The organism is Pseudoxanthomonas sp. SGT-18 (assembly GCF_003931645.1).
Taxonomy (GTDB): domain Bacteria; phylum Pseudomonadota; class Gammaproteobacteria; order Xanthomonadales; family Xanthomonadaceae; genus Pseudoxanthomonas.
Map to the genome: position 1 here is coordinate 470,712 of NZ_RRYJ01000002.1, position 14,956 is coordinate 485,667.

Genomic DNA, 14,956 nt, shown 5'->3' on the forward strand with positions numbered 1-14,956 from the left:
ATGGCCGTCACCCTTACTCCCGCCGCCCTGGAGCGCGTCCGCCGCTTCCTGGAGCGCGACCCGCAGGCGCTGGGGCTGCGCTTCGGCGTGGAACGCACCGGCTGCTCCGGCTGGGGCCACGTGGCCGACCTGGCCCGCGACCAGCGCGACGGCGATACCGTGTTCGAGCAGGACGGGGTGCGCATCTTCGTGGACGCCACCAGCCTGCCGCTGGTGGACGGCACCGAGATCGACTTCGCCCGCCAGGGCCTGGGCGAGGCCTTCCTGTTCCGCAACCCCAACGCCAAGGCCGAGTGCGGCTGCGGCGAAAGCTTCACCACCGAGCACGCCTGAGCACGGACCGCCGGCCGCCGCGGTCGGCCCATTGCGTCCAAGTCCCTGAGCCGGCATAATTTCCGGCTTCCCCGCGCCTGTGCGCAGGCGCCGGGGTCCCTTGCCCCACCGCTTCCGCCAGGTCGACGGGGGGCTGCCAGGCCCGCAAGGGCAGCATCCACAAGGAAAACACAATGCGTCATTACGAAGTCGTGTTCCTGGTCCACCCGGACCAGAGCGAGCAGGTGCCGGCGATGATTGAGCGCTACAAGGGCCTGATCGAGAACGCCGGTGGCACCATCCACCGCCTCGAGGACTGGGGCCGCCGCCAGCTGGCCTACCCGATCCAGAACCTGGTCAAGGCCCACTACGTGCTGTTCAACGCCGAGGTCGGCCAGGCCGCCATCGACGAGCTGGTCGAGACCTTCCGCTTCAACGACGCGATCCTGCGCCACCTGGTCATCCGCCGCGACGGCCCGGAGACCGAGCAGTCGCTGATCATGAAGAGCAAGGACGAGAAGGGCGACAAGCCCGAGCGTGGCGAGCGCCGCCGCCGTGACGAGGAAGGCGAGGGCAACGCCGCCTCCGCCGAAACCGACGGCGACAACGCCGAAGCCGCCTAAGGAGCACATCCCATGTCCAAGTTCTTCCGCCGCCGCAAGTTCTGCAAGTTCACCGCCGAGGGCGTCAAGGAGATCGATTACAAGGATCTCAACACCCTGCGCCAGTACCTGACCGAGAACGGCAAGATCGTCCCGAGCCGCGTGACCGGCACCAAGTCGCGCTACCAGCGCCAGCTGGCCACCGCGATCAAGCGCGCCCGTTTCCTGGCCCTGATCCCGTACACCGACAACCACGACATCTGATGCGTGGCCCCGCCGGAGCCGCACCCGCGTGCGGCTCCCGGCGCGTCCGCGCCAGCTGCCTGGCTGCACCCCATACCGTCCGATCCGGACAGCACGCGTTGCCGCGCCCCATGCCGCGGCTAACGGATAGAGGAGCAACACCATGGAACTGATCCTTCTGCAGAAGGTCGTCAACCTCGGCAACCTGGGTGACAAGGTCACCGTGAAGCCGGGCTACGGCCGCAACTACCTGGTCCCGCAGGGCAAGGCCGTGCCGGCCACCGCCGCCAACCTGGCCGAGTTCGAGGCCAAGCGCGCCGAGTACGAGGCCAAGGCCAAGGCGCTGCTGGACGAGGCCCAGGCCCGCCTGGCCAAGCTGGAAGGCGCCAGCGTCACGGTCAAGGCCAACGCCTCGACCGAGGGCAAGCTGTACGGTTCGGTCGGCCCGCGCGACATCGCCGAGGCCTTCACCGCCGCCGGCCTGCCGCTGGAGAAGAGCGAGGTCATCATGGGCGAGGGCCCGATCCGCCACGTCGGCGAGTTCGAGGTGCAGGTCGCCCTGCACGCCGACGTCGAGACCACGGTCAAGGTCGTGGTCGAGCCGGAAGCCTGATCGGCCCCGGCCGCAGGACCCCACGGAGGGCGCCGCAAGGCGCCCTTCGCTTTTGTGGCCGTCTCGCCCGGCGAGATGTCCACGCGTTATGCACAGGGTTATCCATGGCGGAGGCCCGGGCCCCCGCATAGGATGGCTAGCCGTTTCACCTGATCCACCCGGCCGGGCGCCGCCCGCGCCGGCCACCCGAGGAACCGACCGAATGTCCGCACGCCCCGGCTTCCGCAAAGACCGCGAACGCGACCGCGATGGCGGCGACGGCCGCATCGAGCAGCTGCGCGTCCCGCCGCATTCGGTGGAGGCCGAGCAGGCGGTGCTCGGCGGCCTCATGCTGGCGCCGGAGTCCTACGACACCGTCGGCGACGTGCTGGTCGAGAAGGACTTCTACCGCCGCGACCACCAGCTGATCTACCGCGCCATCCGCGAACTGGCCGAGAAGAACCAGCCGTTCGACGCGGTGACCCTGGGCGAGTGGTTCGATTCGCAGGGGTATTCGGAGCAGATCGGCGGCGGCGCCTACCTGGTCGAGCTGGCCACCACCACGCCGTCGGCGGCCAACATCCGCGCCTACGCCGAGATCGTGCGCGACAAGGCGGTGCTGCGGCAGCTGATCGAGGTCGGCACCGGGATCGTCAACGACGCCTTCCAGCCGGAAGGCCGCGACAGCGCCGAGCTGTTGGCCAGGGCCGAGCAGGAGGTGTTCGCGATCGCCGAGGCCGGCGCGCGCGGGCGCAGCGACTTCACCGGACTGAACACCGCGCTGCGCGACGCCTTCGAGGTGCTGCAGAAGCGCTTCGAGAGCGGCGGCAACATCACCGGCCTGCCGACCGGCTACACCGAGTTCGACAACATCACCGCCGGCCTGCAGCCGACCGACCTGATCATCCTGGCCGCGCGCCCGGCCATGGGCAAGACCACCTTCGCGCTGAACATCGCCGAGTACGCGGCGATCAAGTCGAAGAAGGCGGTGGCCGTGTTCTCGATGGAAATGTCCGCGGCGCAGCTGGCGCTGCGCCTGATCTCCTCCAACGGCCGGGTCAACGCCCAGCGCCTGCGCACCGGCCAGCTGGAGGACGAGGACTGGAGCCGGGTGACCGCGGCCATCCGCATGCTCAAGGAGACCAAGATCTTCATCGACGACACGCCGGCGCTGTCGCCGGACGTGCTGCGCTCCAAGTGCCGCCGCCTCAAGCGCGAGCACGGCCTGGGCCTGGTGGTGATCGACTACCTGCAGCTGATGCAGGTGCCCGGCAACAGCGAGAACCGCGCCACCGAGATCTCGGAGATCAGCCGTTCGCTCAAGGCCCTGGCCAAGGAGCTGAACGTGCCGGTGATCGCGCTGTCGCAGCTCAACCGCTCGCTGGAAACGCGCACCGACAAGCGCCCGGTGATGGCCGACCTGCGCGAATCCGGCGCCATCGAGCAGGACGCGGACATCATCCTGTTCATCTACCGCGACGAGTACTACAACAAGGAAAACTCGCCGGACAAGGGCCTGGCCGAGGTCATCATCGGCAAGCACCGAAGCGGTCCGACCGGCTCGGTGAAGCTGAAGTTCTTCGGCGAGTACACCCGCTTCGACAACCTGGCCAACGACGCGGTCGGTTCGTTCGAGTAGCCGTCCGTCGGAAGCGGCCCCGGCGAACATTGTCCGTTCACGGGGCCCGGCATACGATGCCGCACGCAGCGGCCCTGGCCGCCCCATACGCATCAAGGAACCGTCATGAACATCCGCAAGCAGACCCTGACCCTGCTCGGCACCGCCGCCCTGGTCGCGGCCGTGGCCGCCGGCTGCCAGACCACCAACCCGTACACCGGCGAGCAGCAGATGAACCGCACCAGCAAGGGCGCGCTGATCGGCGCGGGCATCGGCGTCGCCGCCGGCCTGCTGACCGGCAACAGCGCGGTCGAGCGCCGCCAGCATGCGCTGATCGGCGCCGGCGTCGGCGGCCTGGCCGGCGGCGCGGTCGGCGCCTACCAGGACCGCCAGCAGGCCGCGCTGCGCGCCAAGCTGCAGGGCACCGGCGTGAGCGTCACCCGCAACGGCGACAACATCACCCTGAACATGCCGGGCAACGTGACCTTCGCGTTCAACAGCTCCAACCTCGACCCGCAGTTCTACCCGGTGCTGAGCAGCGTGGCCGACGTGCTCAAGGAGTACGACAAGACCGTGGTCGAGGTCGCCGGCCACACCGACAGCATCGGCAGCGACGAGGTCAACCAGCGCCTGTCCGAGCAGCGCGCCAGCGCGGTCACCCAGTTCCTGGTCGCGCAGGGCATCAACTCGCAGCGCTTCATCACCATCGGCGCCGGCAAGCGCTATCCGATCGCCAGCAACGACACCGAGGCCGGCCGCGCGGCCAACCGCCGGGTCGAGATCACCCTGGTGCCGGTGCGTTCCTGATCCGGGACCGGATGCCGCACCCGAAGGGGCCGCGCAAGCGGCCCCTTTCCTTTTGCGCGGCGGTGCCGGGGTTGCCGGGAACCGCCGCGTCCGCGCCGGGCGCCGGGCTCAGCCCACCACTTCCTCGAGGATGCGCTTGCCCTCGCGCACGCTGGCTTCTTCCTTCCCGTCCTCCCTGGCCGCCTCGGCGGCGCAGCGCGAGGGGCAATGGACCAGCATGTAGTCGGCGTTGGAGCTCAGGCGCTCGACCAGGAAATCGACGAACGCGCGCACCTTCGGCGACATCACCCGGCCGCGCGGGAACACCGCGCTGAAGTCCACCTCGGGTCCGGTCCAGCCCGCCAGCACGCGGCGCAGCGCGCCGCTTTCCACGTACGGCTTGGCGGCCACGTCGGTGGCCAGGGTCAGGCCCTCGCCGCACAGCACCGCGCCGATCAGCGCGGAGGGATCGTTGGCGACCATCAGCGGGTTGATCGGGTAGTCGGTCACGCCGTTGCCGTCGCTCAGCGGCCAGGTGATGCGCGTCGGGTGCGAGTGGTAGTGCTTGCGCACGGCCAGGATGCGATGGTGCTGCAGCTCGTCCGGATGCAGCGGTTCGCCGTGGCGCTCGATGTAGGACGGGCTGGCGAACACCTGGGTGCGGAAGCCGGCCAGCCGCCGCGCGATCAGGGTCGAGTCGGGCAGCGGACCGATGCGCAGGGCCACGTCGATCTCGCTGCCGATCAGGTCCACCGGGTCGTTGCTCATGTGCATGTCGAGCCGGATCTCCGGGTACTGCGCGTGGAACTGCCCCAGCAGCGGCGAGATCCAGGCGATGCCGATGGAGTAGGGCACGGTGAAGCGCAGCCAGCCGCGCGGGCCGCCCTGCAGCTGGCCGACCGCGCCTTCGGCTTCCTCCAGTTCCTGGGCGATGCGCTGGCAATGCTCGAAGTACACGTTGCCGGCCTCGGTGAGGCCGAGCCGGCGCGTGGTCCGGTGCAGGAGTTGCGCGCCCAGGCGCGCTTCCAGGTCCTGCACCTTGCGGCTGACGGTGGTCTTGGGCAGGCCCAGGGCCCGGGCTGCGGCGATGAAGCTGCCTTGCTCGACCACCTTGACGAAGACGAGGGTGTCGTTGAGGTCGTACGCCATGGGGGATTCCGAGGGGGAGGGGGCGCGCAGGATTGGACCTGCTGCGGGACGATTATTCCCCCAAATCGGGACTAATCAAGTCCTGATTCGAAGCGTAGCTTTGCATCCCGTGCCCACCGAAGGAGGGATGCCATGCTGATCCGGCGCCTCAAGATCCTGTTTGCTCCGCCCAGTGCCCCGAATGGCGACAAGGACTTGCACCTGCCGAAACTCGGGGAAAGCAGGCCCCGCGGGCATTTCCGCGAGTTCACCGTGTCCCGCCGGCTGCAGCAGGGCGGGCTGTCGCTGCCGGCCACGCACAAGCACCGGCATGGTCGCTCCGGCGGGATTATCCCGGCGATGGGAGAAAAAATCCCATGAACGGGATGCTCGCTCCCGAGGTGCTGGTGCTTGGCGCCAGCGGCCGGGTCGGTTCGGGCGTGGTCGCCGCGCTGCTGGAGGCGGGCAGTCCGGTGCTGGCGGTGGCGCGCGACGCGGCCCGCTTGCAGCGCCTGGCGGCGATGCACGCCGACGAGCCCGGGCTGGAGGTGATGGTGGCCTCGGTAGCCGACGACGGCGCCGCCCAGGACCTGGCCCGCCGCATCGCGCGGCGGCCGCGGCCCCTGCGCGCGGTGGTGGATGCCACCGCCGGCGTGCGCCGCGCCTCGCGCCTGCTGGACCAGGCGGTGCCGGTGCTTTCGGCCAGCCTGGAACAGGAAGTGTTGCCCCACCTGGCCGCTGCCCGCCACTTGCTGCCGCTGCTGCAGCAGCGGGGCGGCGACCGCTACCTGGTGGCCGGTGGTCCGCATGCGCGCTGCGGTTGGGCCGGCTATGGCCATGCCTCGGTCGCGATCGCGGCCACCCGCATGCTGGTGCAGGTGCTGCACGAGGAAGCCCAGCCGCTGGGCGTGCGCGTGCAGATGCTGTCGATCGACGCGCCGGTGTGGACCGCCGAGAACACCGCCAGGGCCTGTCCCGGCTGGCACAGCGCCCTGGGCGTGGGCCGCGCGATGGTCTCGCTGCTGGCGCGCAGCAGCCCGGACGCACGCTGCATCGTCACCTACGCCGACAACGCCGGCGCCATGCCGCCGGGCCTGCTCGGCCGCGAGTTCGCCAGCGTGCTCGACGCGGCTTCCGGCGCCCCAGGCGCCTCCGACGCGGGACGTGCCGCATGAGCGCGCCCGCCAGCCAACCGTTCCTCCCCCTTTCCCCCACGGATTACAAGGACACCCCCATGACCAGGACGATCCGACCCCGTATCAGGACCCGACGCCTGCTGGCGCTCGGCGCCATCGGCGCGATCGCGCTGACCCTGCTGGCCGGCTGCGACGGCGGCCACGCGGCCGAGCAGATGCCGCCGCCGGAAGTGGCCGTGGCCGAGGTGCCGGTGCGCCCGGTGCAGCAGTGGGACGAATTCAGCGGCCGCATCGAGGCGGTCGAGAGCGTCGAGCTGCGTCCGCGCGTTTCCGGCTACATCGAATCGGTGAACTTCCGCGAAGGCCAGGAAGTGAAGAAGGGCGACGTGCTGTTCACCATCGACGACCGCAGCTACCGCGCCGAGCTGGCGCGTGCCGAGGCCGCGCTGGCGCGGGCGCGGGCGCAGGCCGGAGTGGCGCGCAGCGAGGCCGAGCGCGCCCGTCGCCTGGCCGACGAACAGGCCATTTCGGTGGAAACCTGGGAGCAGCGGCGCGCCGCCGCGCAGCAGGCCCAGGCCGACCTCGCCGCGGCGCAGGCCGCGGTGGACGCGGCGCGGCTCAACCTGGAATGGACCCGGGTGCGCGCGCCGATCGACGGACGCGCCGGCAGGGCGCTGGTGACCGCGGGCAACCTGGTCGGCGCCGGCGATGCCGCCAGCGTGCTGACCACCGTGGTGTCGCTGGACAAGGTGCACGTGCACTTCGACGCCGACGAGCGCAGCTTCCTGCGCTACGCCGAGCTGGCCCGCAGCGGCAAGCGCGCCAGCGAGCGCGAGGGCACGCTGCCGGTGCAGGTCGCGCTGGCCAACGAGGACGGCTTCCCCCACCGCGGCACGATCGACTTCCTCGACAACCAGGTCGACCGCAGCACCGGCACCATCCGCGCCCGCGCCGTGCTCGACAACGCCGACCGCCGCTTCACCCCCGGCCTGTACGCGCGGGTGCGCCTGCCGGGCAGCGGCCGCTTCGAGGCCGCGCTGGTGGACGACAAGGCCGTGCTCACCGACCAGGACCGCAAGTACGTGTACGTGGTCGACGAGGAGGGCAAGGCGCAGCGGCGCGACGTCGTCGTCGGCCGCCTGGTCGAGGGCCTGCGCATCGTCGAACAGGGCCTGCAGGCCGGCGACAAGGTGATCGTCAAGGGCGTGCAGAAGGTGTTCTTCCCCGGCATGCCGGTGCAGGCCCAGGCCGTTGCCATGGGCGAGCCGGCGTCCGCTTCGTCCTCCCTGGCGGCGCGATGACCTGACCGGCCTGCGCCCAAGGCGCGGCTTCCCCCAAGGCGCCCGTCCTCCCCGAATCCCCCTCCCCCAGGGGAGGGCGGGCCCTTTCTTTCCCGGAATCCAGGAACCACCCCCATGGACTTCTCGCGCTTCTTCATCGACAGGCCGATCTTCGCGGCGGTGCTGTCGATCGTGATCTTCGCCGCTGGCCTGATCTCGATCCCGCTGCTGCCGATCGGCGAATACCCGGACGTGGTGCCACCCTCGGTGGTGGTCCGCACCGTCTACCCGGGCGCCAACCCCAAGGTCATCGCCGAGACGGTGGCCACGCCCCTGGAAGAGGCGATCAACGGCGTCGAGGACATGATGTACCTCAAGTCGGTGGCCGGTTCCGACGGCGTGCTGCAGCTGACCGTGACCTTCCGCCCCGGGACCGACCCGGACGAGGCCGCGGTGCGCGTGCAGAACCGCGTCGCCCAGGCGCAGGCGCGCCTGCCCGAGGACGTGCGCCGCCAGGGCGTGACCACCCAGAAGCAGTCGCCGGTGTTCCTGATGGTCGTGCACCTGACTTCCAGCGACGGCCGCTACGACTCGCTGTACCTGCGCAACTACATGCGCCTGCACGTCAAGGACGAGCTGGCGCGCATCCCAGGCGTGGGCGAGGCCCAGCTGTTCGGCGGCGGCGACTACGCCATGCGCATCTGGCTGGACCCGGACAAGGTGGCCGCGCGGCAGATGACCGCCGGCGACGTGCTGCGCGCGATCCGCGAGCAGAACGTGCAGGTCTCCGCCGGCCAGATCGGCGCCGAACCGATGCCCGGCGGCAGCGACTTCCTGCTGCCGATCAACGCCAAGGGCCGCCTGGAGAGCGTGGAGGAGTTCGGCGGCATCGTGCTCAAGAACGGCGAAGACGGCCAGGTCGTGCGCCTGTCCGACGTGGCCCGCATCGAGCTGGCCGCCGGCGACTACACCCTGCGCGCGCGCCTGGACGGCAAGAACGCGGCGGCCATCGGCATCTTCCAGGCGCCGGGTGCAAACGCCCTGGAGATCCGCGACGCGGTGGTGCGCAAGATGGACGAGATCCGGCCGCGGCTGCCGCCCGGCGTGGAGATCCAGTCGATCTACGACACCACGATCTTCGTCCGCGACTCGATCAAGTCGGTGATCAGCACCCTGATGGAAGCGGTGTTCCTGGTGGTGCTGGTGGTGATCCTGTTCCTGCAGACCTGGCGCGCCTCGATCATCCCGCTGCTGGCGGTGCCGGTGTCGGTGGTGGGCACGTTCGCGGTGCTGTACGTGCTGGGCTACTCGATCAACACCCTGACCTTGTTCGGCCTGGTGCTGGCGATCGGCATCGTGGTCGACGACGCGATCGTGGTGGTGGAGAACGTCGAGCGCCACATCGAGGAGGGCGCCAGTCCGCTGGAGGCGGCGCACCTGGCCATGCGCGAGGTGTCCGGGCCGATCGTCGCCATCGCCCTGGTGCTGTGCGCGGTGTTCGTGCCGATGGCCTTCCTCACCGGCGTCACCGGCCAGTTCTACAAGCAGTTCGCGGTGACCATCGCCATCTCCACGGTGATCTCGGCGATCAACTCGCTGACCCTGTCGCCGGCGCTGGCGGCCAAGCTGCTGCGGCCGCACGACGCGGAGAAGGACCGGCCCACGCGCATCATCGAGCGCCTGTTTGGCTGGGTGTTCCGCCCGTTCAACCGCTTCTTCAACACCAGTTCCGAGCGCTACCAGGGCGCGGTATCGCGCGCCCTGGGCCGCCGCGGCGCGGTGTTCGCGGTGTACGCGTTGCTGCTGGTCGGCGCGGGGGTGGTGTTCAACGCGGTGCCGGCCGGCTTCATCCCGGTGCAGGACAAGCTGTACGTCATCGCCGGCGTGAAGATGCCGGAGGGTGCCTCGATCGAGCGCACCGACGCGGTGCTCAAGCGCATGGCGGCGATGGCGGCCGAGGTCGAGGGCGTGCAGAACGAGGTGGCGTTCCCGGGCCTGAACCCGCTGCAGTTCACCAACACCCCGAACAATGGCGTGGTGTTCTTCACCCTCAAGCCGTTCGGCGAGCGCAAGGCCAGCGCCGAGGAGATCACCGCCGAGCTCAACCGCCGCTTCTCCACGATCCAGGACGGCTTCACCTTCGCCTTCATGCCCCCGGCCATCCAGGGCCTGGGCAACGGTTCGGGCTGGTCGCTGTTCGTCGAGGACCGCACACGCCTGGGCTACGGCGAGCTGCAGAACGCGGTGCAGGCCTTCCAGGGCGCGGTCTCGCAGGTGCCCGGCATGGGCTTCCCGATCTCCAGCTACCAGGCCAACGTGCCGCAGCTGGAGGCCGAGGTCGACCGCGTCCAGGCCAAGGCGCAGGGCGTGCCGCTGACCGAGCTGTTCGAGACCCTGCAGGTGTACCTGGGGTCGGCCTACGTTAACGACTTCAACATGTTCGGCCGCACCTGGCAGGTGATCGCCCAGGCCGACGCGCCGTTCCGCGACGACGTCAGCGACATCGCCAACCTGCGCACCCGCAACGCCGCCGGCGAGATGGTGCCGGTGGGCTCGATGGTCGACATCCGCCAGGCCTACGGCCCGGACCCGGTGATCCGCTTCAACGGCTACCCGGCCGCCGACCTGATGGGCGACGCCGACCCGCGGGTGCTGTCCTCGGGCGAGGCCATGGCCACGGTGGCCGGGCTGGCGCGGGAAGTCCTGCCGCCGGGCATGGCGATCGACTGGAGCGACCTGAGCTACCAGCAGGCCACCCAGGGCAAGGCCTCGCTGGTGGTGTTCCCGCTGGCCGTGCTGCTGGTGTTCCTGGTGCTGGCCGCGCTGTACGAGAGCTGGACCCTGCCGCTGGCGGTGATCCTGATCGTGCCGATGACCATGCTTTCGGCCCTGGCCGGGGTGTGGCTGACCGGCGGCGACAACAACGTGTTCGTGCAGGTGGGCCTGGTGGTGCTGATGGGCCTGGCGTGCAAGAACGCGATCCTGATCGTCGAGTTCGCCCGCGAACTGGAGCTGCAGGGCAAGGGCATCCTGGAGGCCGCGCTGGAGGCCTGCCGCCTGCGCCTGCGTCCGATCGTGATGACCTCGGTGGCGTTCATCGCCGGCACCGTGCCGCTGGTGCTGTCCAGCGGGGCGGGCGCGGAGGTGCGCTCGGTCACCGGCGTGACCGTGTTCGCCGGCATGCTCGGCGTGACCCTGTTCGGCCTGTTCCTGACCCCAGTGTTCTACGTGGCCCTGCGCAAGCTGGCCAACCGCCCGCTGGTGTCCCACGCGCCGCATGCCGAGGACGGGGCGCATGCCGCGGAGGTGCACGCATGAGGCGAAGAAAGCCTGGTCCGGATCCGGCGTGAACCGCCGGGTCCCGGGCACCAACCTGGCCCGGAAGCGGCGACCGCGCCGCTCCCATCCCGAACGACAAGGAATCCCCATCCATGAACACGTCTTCCCGCATTGCCCTGGTCACCGGTGCCACCCGCGGCATCGGCCTGGAGACCGTGCGCCAGCTCGCGCAGGCCGGGGTGCATACGCTCCTGGCCGGGCGCGACCGCTCACGCGCGGTCGAGGCCTCCCTGAAGTTGCAGGCGGAGGGCCTGCCGGTCGAGGCGATCGCGCTCGACGTCACCAGCGGCCACAGCATCCGCGAAGCCGTCCGCGAGGTGGAACGCCGCCACGGCCGGCTGGACATCCTGGTGAACAACGCCGGCATCGCCCTCGATGACTGGAACAAGGCCCCCTCCGAGCAGCCGCTGGAAACCTGGCGCCAGACTTTCGAAACCAACGTGTTTGGCCTGGTCGAGGTCACCCATGCGTTTCTTCCGCTGCTTCGGGCCTCCAGCTCCGGGCGCATCGTGAACGTGTCCAGCGTGCTGGGCTCGAGCGCCCTGCAGGCGGACCCGGCTTCGGACTATTACGCGATCAAGCTGCCGGCCTACAACGTTTCCAAGAGCGCGGTGAACGCCTGGACCATCCAGCTTGCCTACGAGCTTCGCGACACCGGGATCAAGGTCAATGCCATCCACCCAGGCAACATCAAGACCGACATGAACCCCAATGCAGAACTCGATGTCGGCGTCGGCGCGAGGAGCAGTGTCGAGATGGCGCTGCTCGGAGCCGACGGACCGACCGGAACGTTCACCCACCTGGGAGAAACGCTGCCATGGTGATCCGCACGATCGCACTGGCCGTGGCCACCGCCGTCGCCCTGTCGGCATGCGCCGTCGGCCCCGATTACCGCGCGCCGGTCCCGCCGGACGTGAACCTGGGCAACGCCGCCGGCAACGCTTTCGCCCCCGGCGTCGCCGTCGTCCAGTGGTGGGCGCAGTTCGATGACCCGGTGCTGGAAAAGCTGGTCAACGATTCGCTGCTGGCCAGTCCGGACCTGCGCCTTGCCACGACCCGTGTGCGTGCCGCGCGCGCGGTGTTCAGCGAACGTCGCCTGGACCCATGGCCGCACGTCGGTGCCGCGGCGACCGGCGAGCGGACGCGCCAGCCGGATGCCGCAGGCGGCGGCATCGACGAGGTCTATACCCTGGGCTTCGACGCAGCCTGGGAGCTGGACCTGTTCGGCCGGTTGCGCCGCGGCGCGGAGGCGGCCCGTGCCGACCTGCAGGCCGAGCAGGCAGGGCTGGAGGACGTGCAGGTGAGCCTCGCCGCTGAGGTGGCGCGCAACTATTTCCTCCTGCGCGGCACCCAGAAGCGGATCGAGGTAGCCGAGCAGACCCTGCGCAACCTCGACCAGACCCAGCGCCTGACCGAAACCCGTCGCGACCTTGGCGCGGGCAGCGCCCTGGACGTGCACAGCAGCCGCGCGCGCCTTAAGGCGATCGAGGCCGACATCCCGCTGCTGCGTTCGATCGAGGCCACCGCGCGGCACAGGCTCGCGGTGCTGCAGGGACTGCAGCCGGGGGCGCTGGACGAGCTGCTGGCGCCGAAGCCGGTGCCCGCATTCGCGCGGGGGCTGCCGCTGGGGGATACCCGGGAGCTGCTGCGCAGCCGGCCGGACGTGCGTGCGGCCGAACGGCGCCTGGCTTCGGCCACCGCGCGCGTCGGCGTAGCCACGGCCGACCTGTTCCCGCGGATCAGCATCCGCGGCTTCGCCGGTTTCCTGTCCGGCGAGTTCTCCTCGCTGGTCGCCGGGCGCAACGAAGCCTGGTCGGTGAGCCCGACCATCAGCTGGGCTGCGTTTGACATGGGCAGCGTGCGTGCGCGGTTGCGCGCTGCCGAGGCGGGAGCCGACGCCGCCGCCGTGCAGTACGAGATGGCCGTGCTGGCGGCGCTGGAAGACGCCGAGAATGCCTTGCAGGACTATGCGCGCCGGCAGGAGCGCCTGCGCATCGTGGTCGAGCAGGCCGAGGCTGCCCGGGAAGCCGAGCGGCTGGCCCGCGTTGGCTATCGCGAGGGCGCGACCGACTTCCTCACGCTGCTGGATGCGCAACGTACCCAACTGGCCGCCGACGATGCCCTGGCCGATGCGGAGGCCTCGGTGAACATCGCGGCGGTGGCGGTCTACAAGGCGCTGGGAGGCGCCAACGCCCATGCTGGCAATGGCGACCAGTCGGAGGGGCAGGGAATCGCCGCCGCCACATGGGCGCCACCCCTGGGGAACTGACCTTCACGGCGCGTAGCCGGCGGTCTGGCAATCGTGCGCGGCATGGAATGGATCGAACAGCTGCGGGTGCTGCCGGCCGTCGTCTACGCGATGGCGCTGGGCGGAGCCATCGGTTACGAGCGCGAGCTGAAGGATCGACCGGCCGGGTTCCGTACCCACATGCTGGTGGCCGGAACCTCGGCCCTGCTGCTCGGCCTGAGCCGGATGGTGCTCGAGGACGACCACTATGCCGGCACGGGGCTGCGCATCGATCCGCTGCGGCTGGTCGAGGCAGTCGTGGCCGGCGTCTCCTTCATCGGCGCCGGCACCATCTTCGCCAGCCGCAAGGGCGACGGCGTGCAGGGCATCACCACCGCCGCCTCGCTGCTGACGGTGGCGGCGATCGGCATCACCGTCGGCTTCGGCTACCTGGCCCTTGGCCTGGCGATCGCCTTGCTGACGCTGGCGGTGCTGACCGTGTTGCGCTGGTTCGAGCGGCGCCGGCTGCTGCCGCCGGAGGACGGGCCGGAGGAATAGGCGCCGCTCAGGCGCGGTCCTCGATGCCTTCGACCCCGGCGTGCGAGGCGCAGTGCGCGCAGCAGAAGAAGCGCCCGCCGCTCTCGGCGCCGTGGCCGATGATCCGGCATCCGCAGTGCTCGCAGGTCGGCGCGACCGCGTGGATGGCGCACTCGAAGGAATCGTAGGTACCGCTGCTGCCGTCGGCCAGGGTGATCCGGAAAGCCTTGTCGTAGTCGTTGCCGCATACGTCGCACCGGGCCATGGGGCACCTCCGCAGGTTGGAAGCGGGCATTGCAGCGCCGGCGCCGTGAACGCGGGGCGAGGGCTGCGGAAAGCGCTGCAATCCAGGCGATCCCATCAGCCCGCGGGCGGCTGCCGCAGGCGGCGGAGGTCCTCCAGCAGCTGCGCGTACGCGCGCTCGCGCTCCGGGCCGCGCATGCGCAGGATGGCGGAGGGATGCCAGGTCGCCAGCGCGTGGGTGTGCGGGCCGATGCGTTGCCACTGCCCGCGCTGGCGGGTGAGCCGGAACGCCGTCCCGAACACGGCGTTTGCGGCCATCGCGCCCAGCGCGGCGACCACGTCCGGATCCACCCGCTCCAGCTCGGCAGCCAGCCATGGCCGGCAGGCGGCCTGTTCGGCGGCATTGGCGCGCTGGTGCAGCCGGCGCTTGCCGCGCGGCTGGAACTTGAAGTGCTTGACCGTGTTGGTCAGGTACAGGGACGCTGGCTCGAGCCCGGCCTCGGCCAGCGCCCGGCGCAGCAGCTGCCCCGCCGGGCCGACGAAGGGTTTGCCCTCCAGGTCCTCGCGGTCGCCGGGCTGCTTGCCCACCAGCAGGGTGCGTGCGCCCGCCGGCCCGGCGCCAAACACGGTCCTGTTGGCCGGACGCCACAGCGGGCAGCGCCGGCATCCGGCGGCCTGACGGCGCAGCGCGGACAGGCTGCCTTCCGGTACGTCGTCCACCGGGCGCGCCAGCCGCGGCGCGCCGCGCACGGGATCGTCTGGTCGCGGCATGGCCGCAGGCTAGGGCAGGCATCGCGCGCGCCGGGTGAACGCCGGCGCATGAACCGCGGCCGCGCCTGCGGCCACGCACGCCTTGTCTGGCGCCGCCGGCGTCCCTACACTGGCTACCGTCTGGCGATGAAGCTCGCCCGAA

16 protein-coding genes are annotated in these 14,956 nt (G+C 70.5%); 13 read left to right on the forward strand and 3 right to left on the reverse strand.

Features of this window, described 5'->3' with window-relative positions:
- From EIM47_RS05190 to EIM47_RS05215, 6 genes are all read left to right on the forward strand, one after another.
- On the forward strand, nucleotides 1-333 hold the full coding sequence (locus EIM47_RS05190; RefSeq protein WP_019398969.1) for an iron-sulfur cluster assembly accessory protein: 333 nt from the start codon (nucleotides 1-3) through the stop codon (nucleotides 331-333).
- 173 nt (nucleotides 334-506) lie between these two features.
- Nucleotides 507-935, forward strand: coding sequence for a 30S ribosomal protein S6 (gene rpsF / locus EIM47_RS05195; protein ID WP_026010598.1), 429 nt, complete (start codon nucleotides 507-509; stop codon nucleotides 933-935).
- A gap of 12 nt (nucleotides 936-947) precedes the next feature.
- The gene (gene rpsR, locus EIM47_RS05200; protein ID WP_019398971.1) at nucleotides 948-1,178 is read left to right on the forward strand and encodes a 30S ribosomal protein S18; all 231 of its coding nucleotides are present in this window, start codon (nucleotides 948-950) and stop codon (nucleotides 1,176-1,178) included.
- A gap of 142 nt (nucleotides 1,179-1,320) precedes the next feature.
- Nucleotides 1,321-1,770: a 50S ribosomal protein L9 gene (gene rplI / locus EIM47_RS05205; protein ID WP_019398972.1), complete on the forward strand. Its 450-nt coding sequence runs from the start codon at nucleotides 1,321-1,323 to the stop codon at nucleotides 1,768-1,770.
- A 202-nt stretch (nucleotides 1,771-1,972) separates the two neighbouring features.
- Complete coding sequence (locus tag EIM47_RS05210; RefSeq protein ID WP_019398973.1) at nucleotides 1,973-3,388, forward strand: replicative DNA helicase; 1,416 nt, start codon at nucleotides 1,973-1,975, stop codon at nucleotides 3,386-3,388.
- A 105-nt stretch (nucleotides 3,389-3,493) separates the two neighbouring features.
- Complete coding sequence (locus tag EIM47_RS05215; RefSeq protein ID WP_019398974.1) at nucleotides 3,494-4,174, forward strand: OmpA family protein; 681 nt, start codon at nucleotides 3,494-3,496, stop codon at nucleotides 4,172-4,174.
- Nucleotides 4,175-4,282: 108 nt separating this feature from the next.
- Here the strand turns inward: EIM47_RS05215 and EIM47_RS05220 are convergent, their stop codons facing one another.
- The gene (locus tag EIM47_RS05220; protein ID WP_028915622.1) at nucleotides 4,283-5,302 is read right to left on the reverse strand and encodes a LysR family transcriptional regulator; all 1,020 of its coding nucleotides are present in this window, start codon (nucleotides 5,300-5,302) and stop codon (nucleotides 4,283-4,285) included.
- A gap of 132 nt (nucleotides 5,303-5,434) precedes the next feature.
- Here EIM47_RS05220 and EIM47_RS05225 point away from each other — a divergent pair, with 132 nt between their 5' ends.
- The 7 genes from EIM47_RS05225 (at nucleotide 5,435) to EIM47_RS05255 (ending at nucleotide 13,821) form a co-directional block, all read left to right on the forward strand.
- Nucleotides 5,435-5,662, forward strand: a complete 228-nt coding sequence (locus EIM47_RS05225; protein WP_019399482.1) for a hypothetical protein — start codon at nucleotides 5,435-5,437, stop codon at nucleotides 5,660-5,662.
- A complete protein-coding gene (locus tag EIM47_RS05230; protein ID WP_125076309.1) occupies nucleotides 5,659-6,456 on the forward strand; it encodes an SDR family oxidoreductase in 798 nt (265 codons plus the stop codon). Before EIM47_RS05225 ends, EIM47_RS05230 begins: the two co-directional genes overlap by 4 nt.
- A gap of 59 nt (nucleotides 6,457-6,515) precedes the next feature.
- A complete protein-coding gene (locus tag EIM47_RS05235) occupies nucleotides 6,516-7,718 on the forward strand; it encodes an efflux RND transporter periplasmic adaptor subunit (RefSeq protein WP_125076310.1) in 1,203 nt (400 codons plus the stop codon).
- Between the two features lie 114 nt (nucleotides 7,719-7,832).
- The gene (locus EIM47_RS05240) at nucleotides 7,833-11,015 is read left to right on the forward strand and encodes a multidrug efflux RND transporter permease subunit (protein ID WP_125076311.1); all 3,183 of its coding nucleotides are present in this window, start codon (nucleotides 7,833-7,835) and stop codon (nucleotides 11,013-11,015) included.
- Between the two features lie 113 nt (nucleotides 11,016-11,128).
- The gene (locus EIM47_RS05245) at nucleotides 11,129-11,860 is read left to right on the forward strand and encodes an SDR family oxidoreductase (RefSeq protein ID WP_125076312.1); all 732 of its coding nucleotides are present in this window, start codon (nucleotides 11,129-11,131) and stop codon (nucleotides 11,858-11,860) included.
- Nucleotides 11,854-13,305 carry a TolC family protein gene (locus EIM47_RS05250; RefSeq protein WP_125076313.1) on the forward strand — a complete coding sequence of 484 codons (1,452 nt, stop codon included), beginning with the start codon at nucleotides 11,854-11,856 and terminating at the stop codon, nucleotides 13,303-13,305. Before EIM47_RS05245 ends, EIM47_RS05250 begins: the two co-directional genes overlap by 7 nt.
- 42 nt (nucleotides 13,306-13,347) lie before the next feature.
- A complete protein-coding gene (locus EIM47_RS05255) occupies nucleotides 13,348-13,821 on the forward strand; it encodes an MgtC/SapB family protein (protein WP_125076314.1) in 474 nt (157 codons plus the stop codon).
- 7 nt (nucleotides 13,822-13,828) lie between these two features.
- On the opposite strand, the gene EIM47_RS05260 is transcribed toward EIM47_RS05255, so the two are convergent.
- Entirely contained in the window at nucleotides 13,829-14,065 is a 237-nt protein-coding gene (locus EIM47_RS05260) for a hypothetical protein (RefSeq protein ID WP_028915618.1), read from the reverse strand.
- A gap of 95 nt (nucleotides 14,066-14,160) precedes the next feature.
- A complete protein-coding gene (locus tag EIM47_RS05265; protein ID WP_125076315.1) occupies nucleotides 14,161-14,814 on the reverse strand; it encodes a UdgX family uracil-DNA binding protein in 654 nt (217 codons plus the stop codon).
- Nucleotides 14,815-14,956 lie beyond the last annotated feature (142 nt).

What these genes read in the sequence shown, in the direction of transcription:
- EIM47_RS05190 (WP_019398969.1), top strand. Translation starts at nt 1, where the DNA reads ATGGCCGTCACCCTTACTCCCGCCGCCCTGGAGCGCGTCCGCCGCTTC.
- rpsF (WP_026010598.1), top strand. Translation starts at nt 507, where the DNA reads ATGCGTCATTACGAAGTCGTGTTCCTGGTCCACCCGGACCAGAGCGAG.
- rpsR (WP_019398971.1), top strand. Translation starts at nt 948, where the DNA reads ATGTCCAAGTTCTTCCGCCGCCGCAAGTTCTGCAAGTTCACCGCCGAG.
- rplI (WP_019398972.1), top strand. Translation starts at nt 1,321, where the DNA reads ATGGAACTGATCCTTCTGCAGAAGGTCGTCAACCTCGGCAACCTGGGT.
- EIM47_RS05210 (WP_019398973.1), top strand. Translation starts at nt 1,973, where the DNA reads ATGTCCGCACGCCCCGGCTTCCGCAAAGACCGCGAACGCGACCGCGAT.
- EIM47_RS05215 (WP_019398974.1), top strand. Translation starts at nt 3,494, where the DNA reads ATGAACATCCGCAAGCAGACCCTGACCCTGCTCGGCACCGCCGCCCTG.
- EIM47_RS05220 (WP_028915622.1), bottom strand. Translation starts at nt 5,302, where the DNA reads ATGGCGTACGACCTCAACGACACCCTCGTCTTCGTCAAGGTGGTCGAG.
- EIM47_RS05225 (WP_019399482.1), top strand. Translation starts at nt 5,435, where the DNA reads ATGCTGATCCGGCGCCTCAAGATCCTGTTTGCTCCGCCCAGTGCCCCG.
- EIM47_RS05230 (WP_125076309.1), top strand. Translation starts at nt 5,659, where the DNA reads ATGAACGGGATGCTCGCTCCCGAGGTGCTGGTGCTTGGCGCCAGCGGC.
- EIM47_RS05235 (WP_125076310.1), top strand. Translation starts at nt 6,516, where the DNA reads ATGACCAGGACGATCCGACCCCGTATCAGGACCCGACGCCTGCTGGCG.
- EIM47_RS05240 (WP_125076311.1), top strand. Translation starts at nt 7,833, where the DNA reads ATGGACTTCTCGCGCTTCTTCATCGACAGGCCGATCTTCGCGGCGGTG.
- EIM47_RS05245 (WP_125076312.1), top strand. Translation starts at nt 11,129, where the DNA reads ATGAACACGTCTTCCCGCATTGCCCTGGTCACCGGTGCCACCCGCGGC.
- EIM47_RS05250 (WP_125076313.1), top strand. Translation starts at nt 11,854, where the DNA reads ATGGTGATCCGCACGATCGCACTGGCCGTGGCCACCGCCGTCGCCCTG.
- EIM47_RS05255 (WP_125076314.1), top strand. Translation starts at nt 13,348, where the DNA reads ATGGAATGGATCGAACAGCTGCGGGTGCTGCCGGCCGTCGTCTACGCG.
- EIM47_RS05260 (WP_028915618.1), bottom strand. Translation starts at nt 14,065, where the DNA reads ATGGCCCGGTGCGACGTATGCGGCAACGACTACGACAAGGCTTTCCGG.
- EIM47_RS05265 (WP_125076315.1), bottom strand. Translation starts at nt 14,814, where the DNA reads ATGCCGCGACCAGACGATCCCGTGCGCGGCGCGCCGCGGCTGGCGCGC.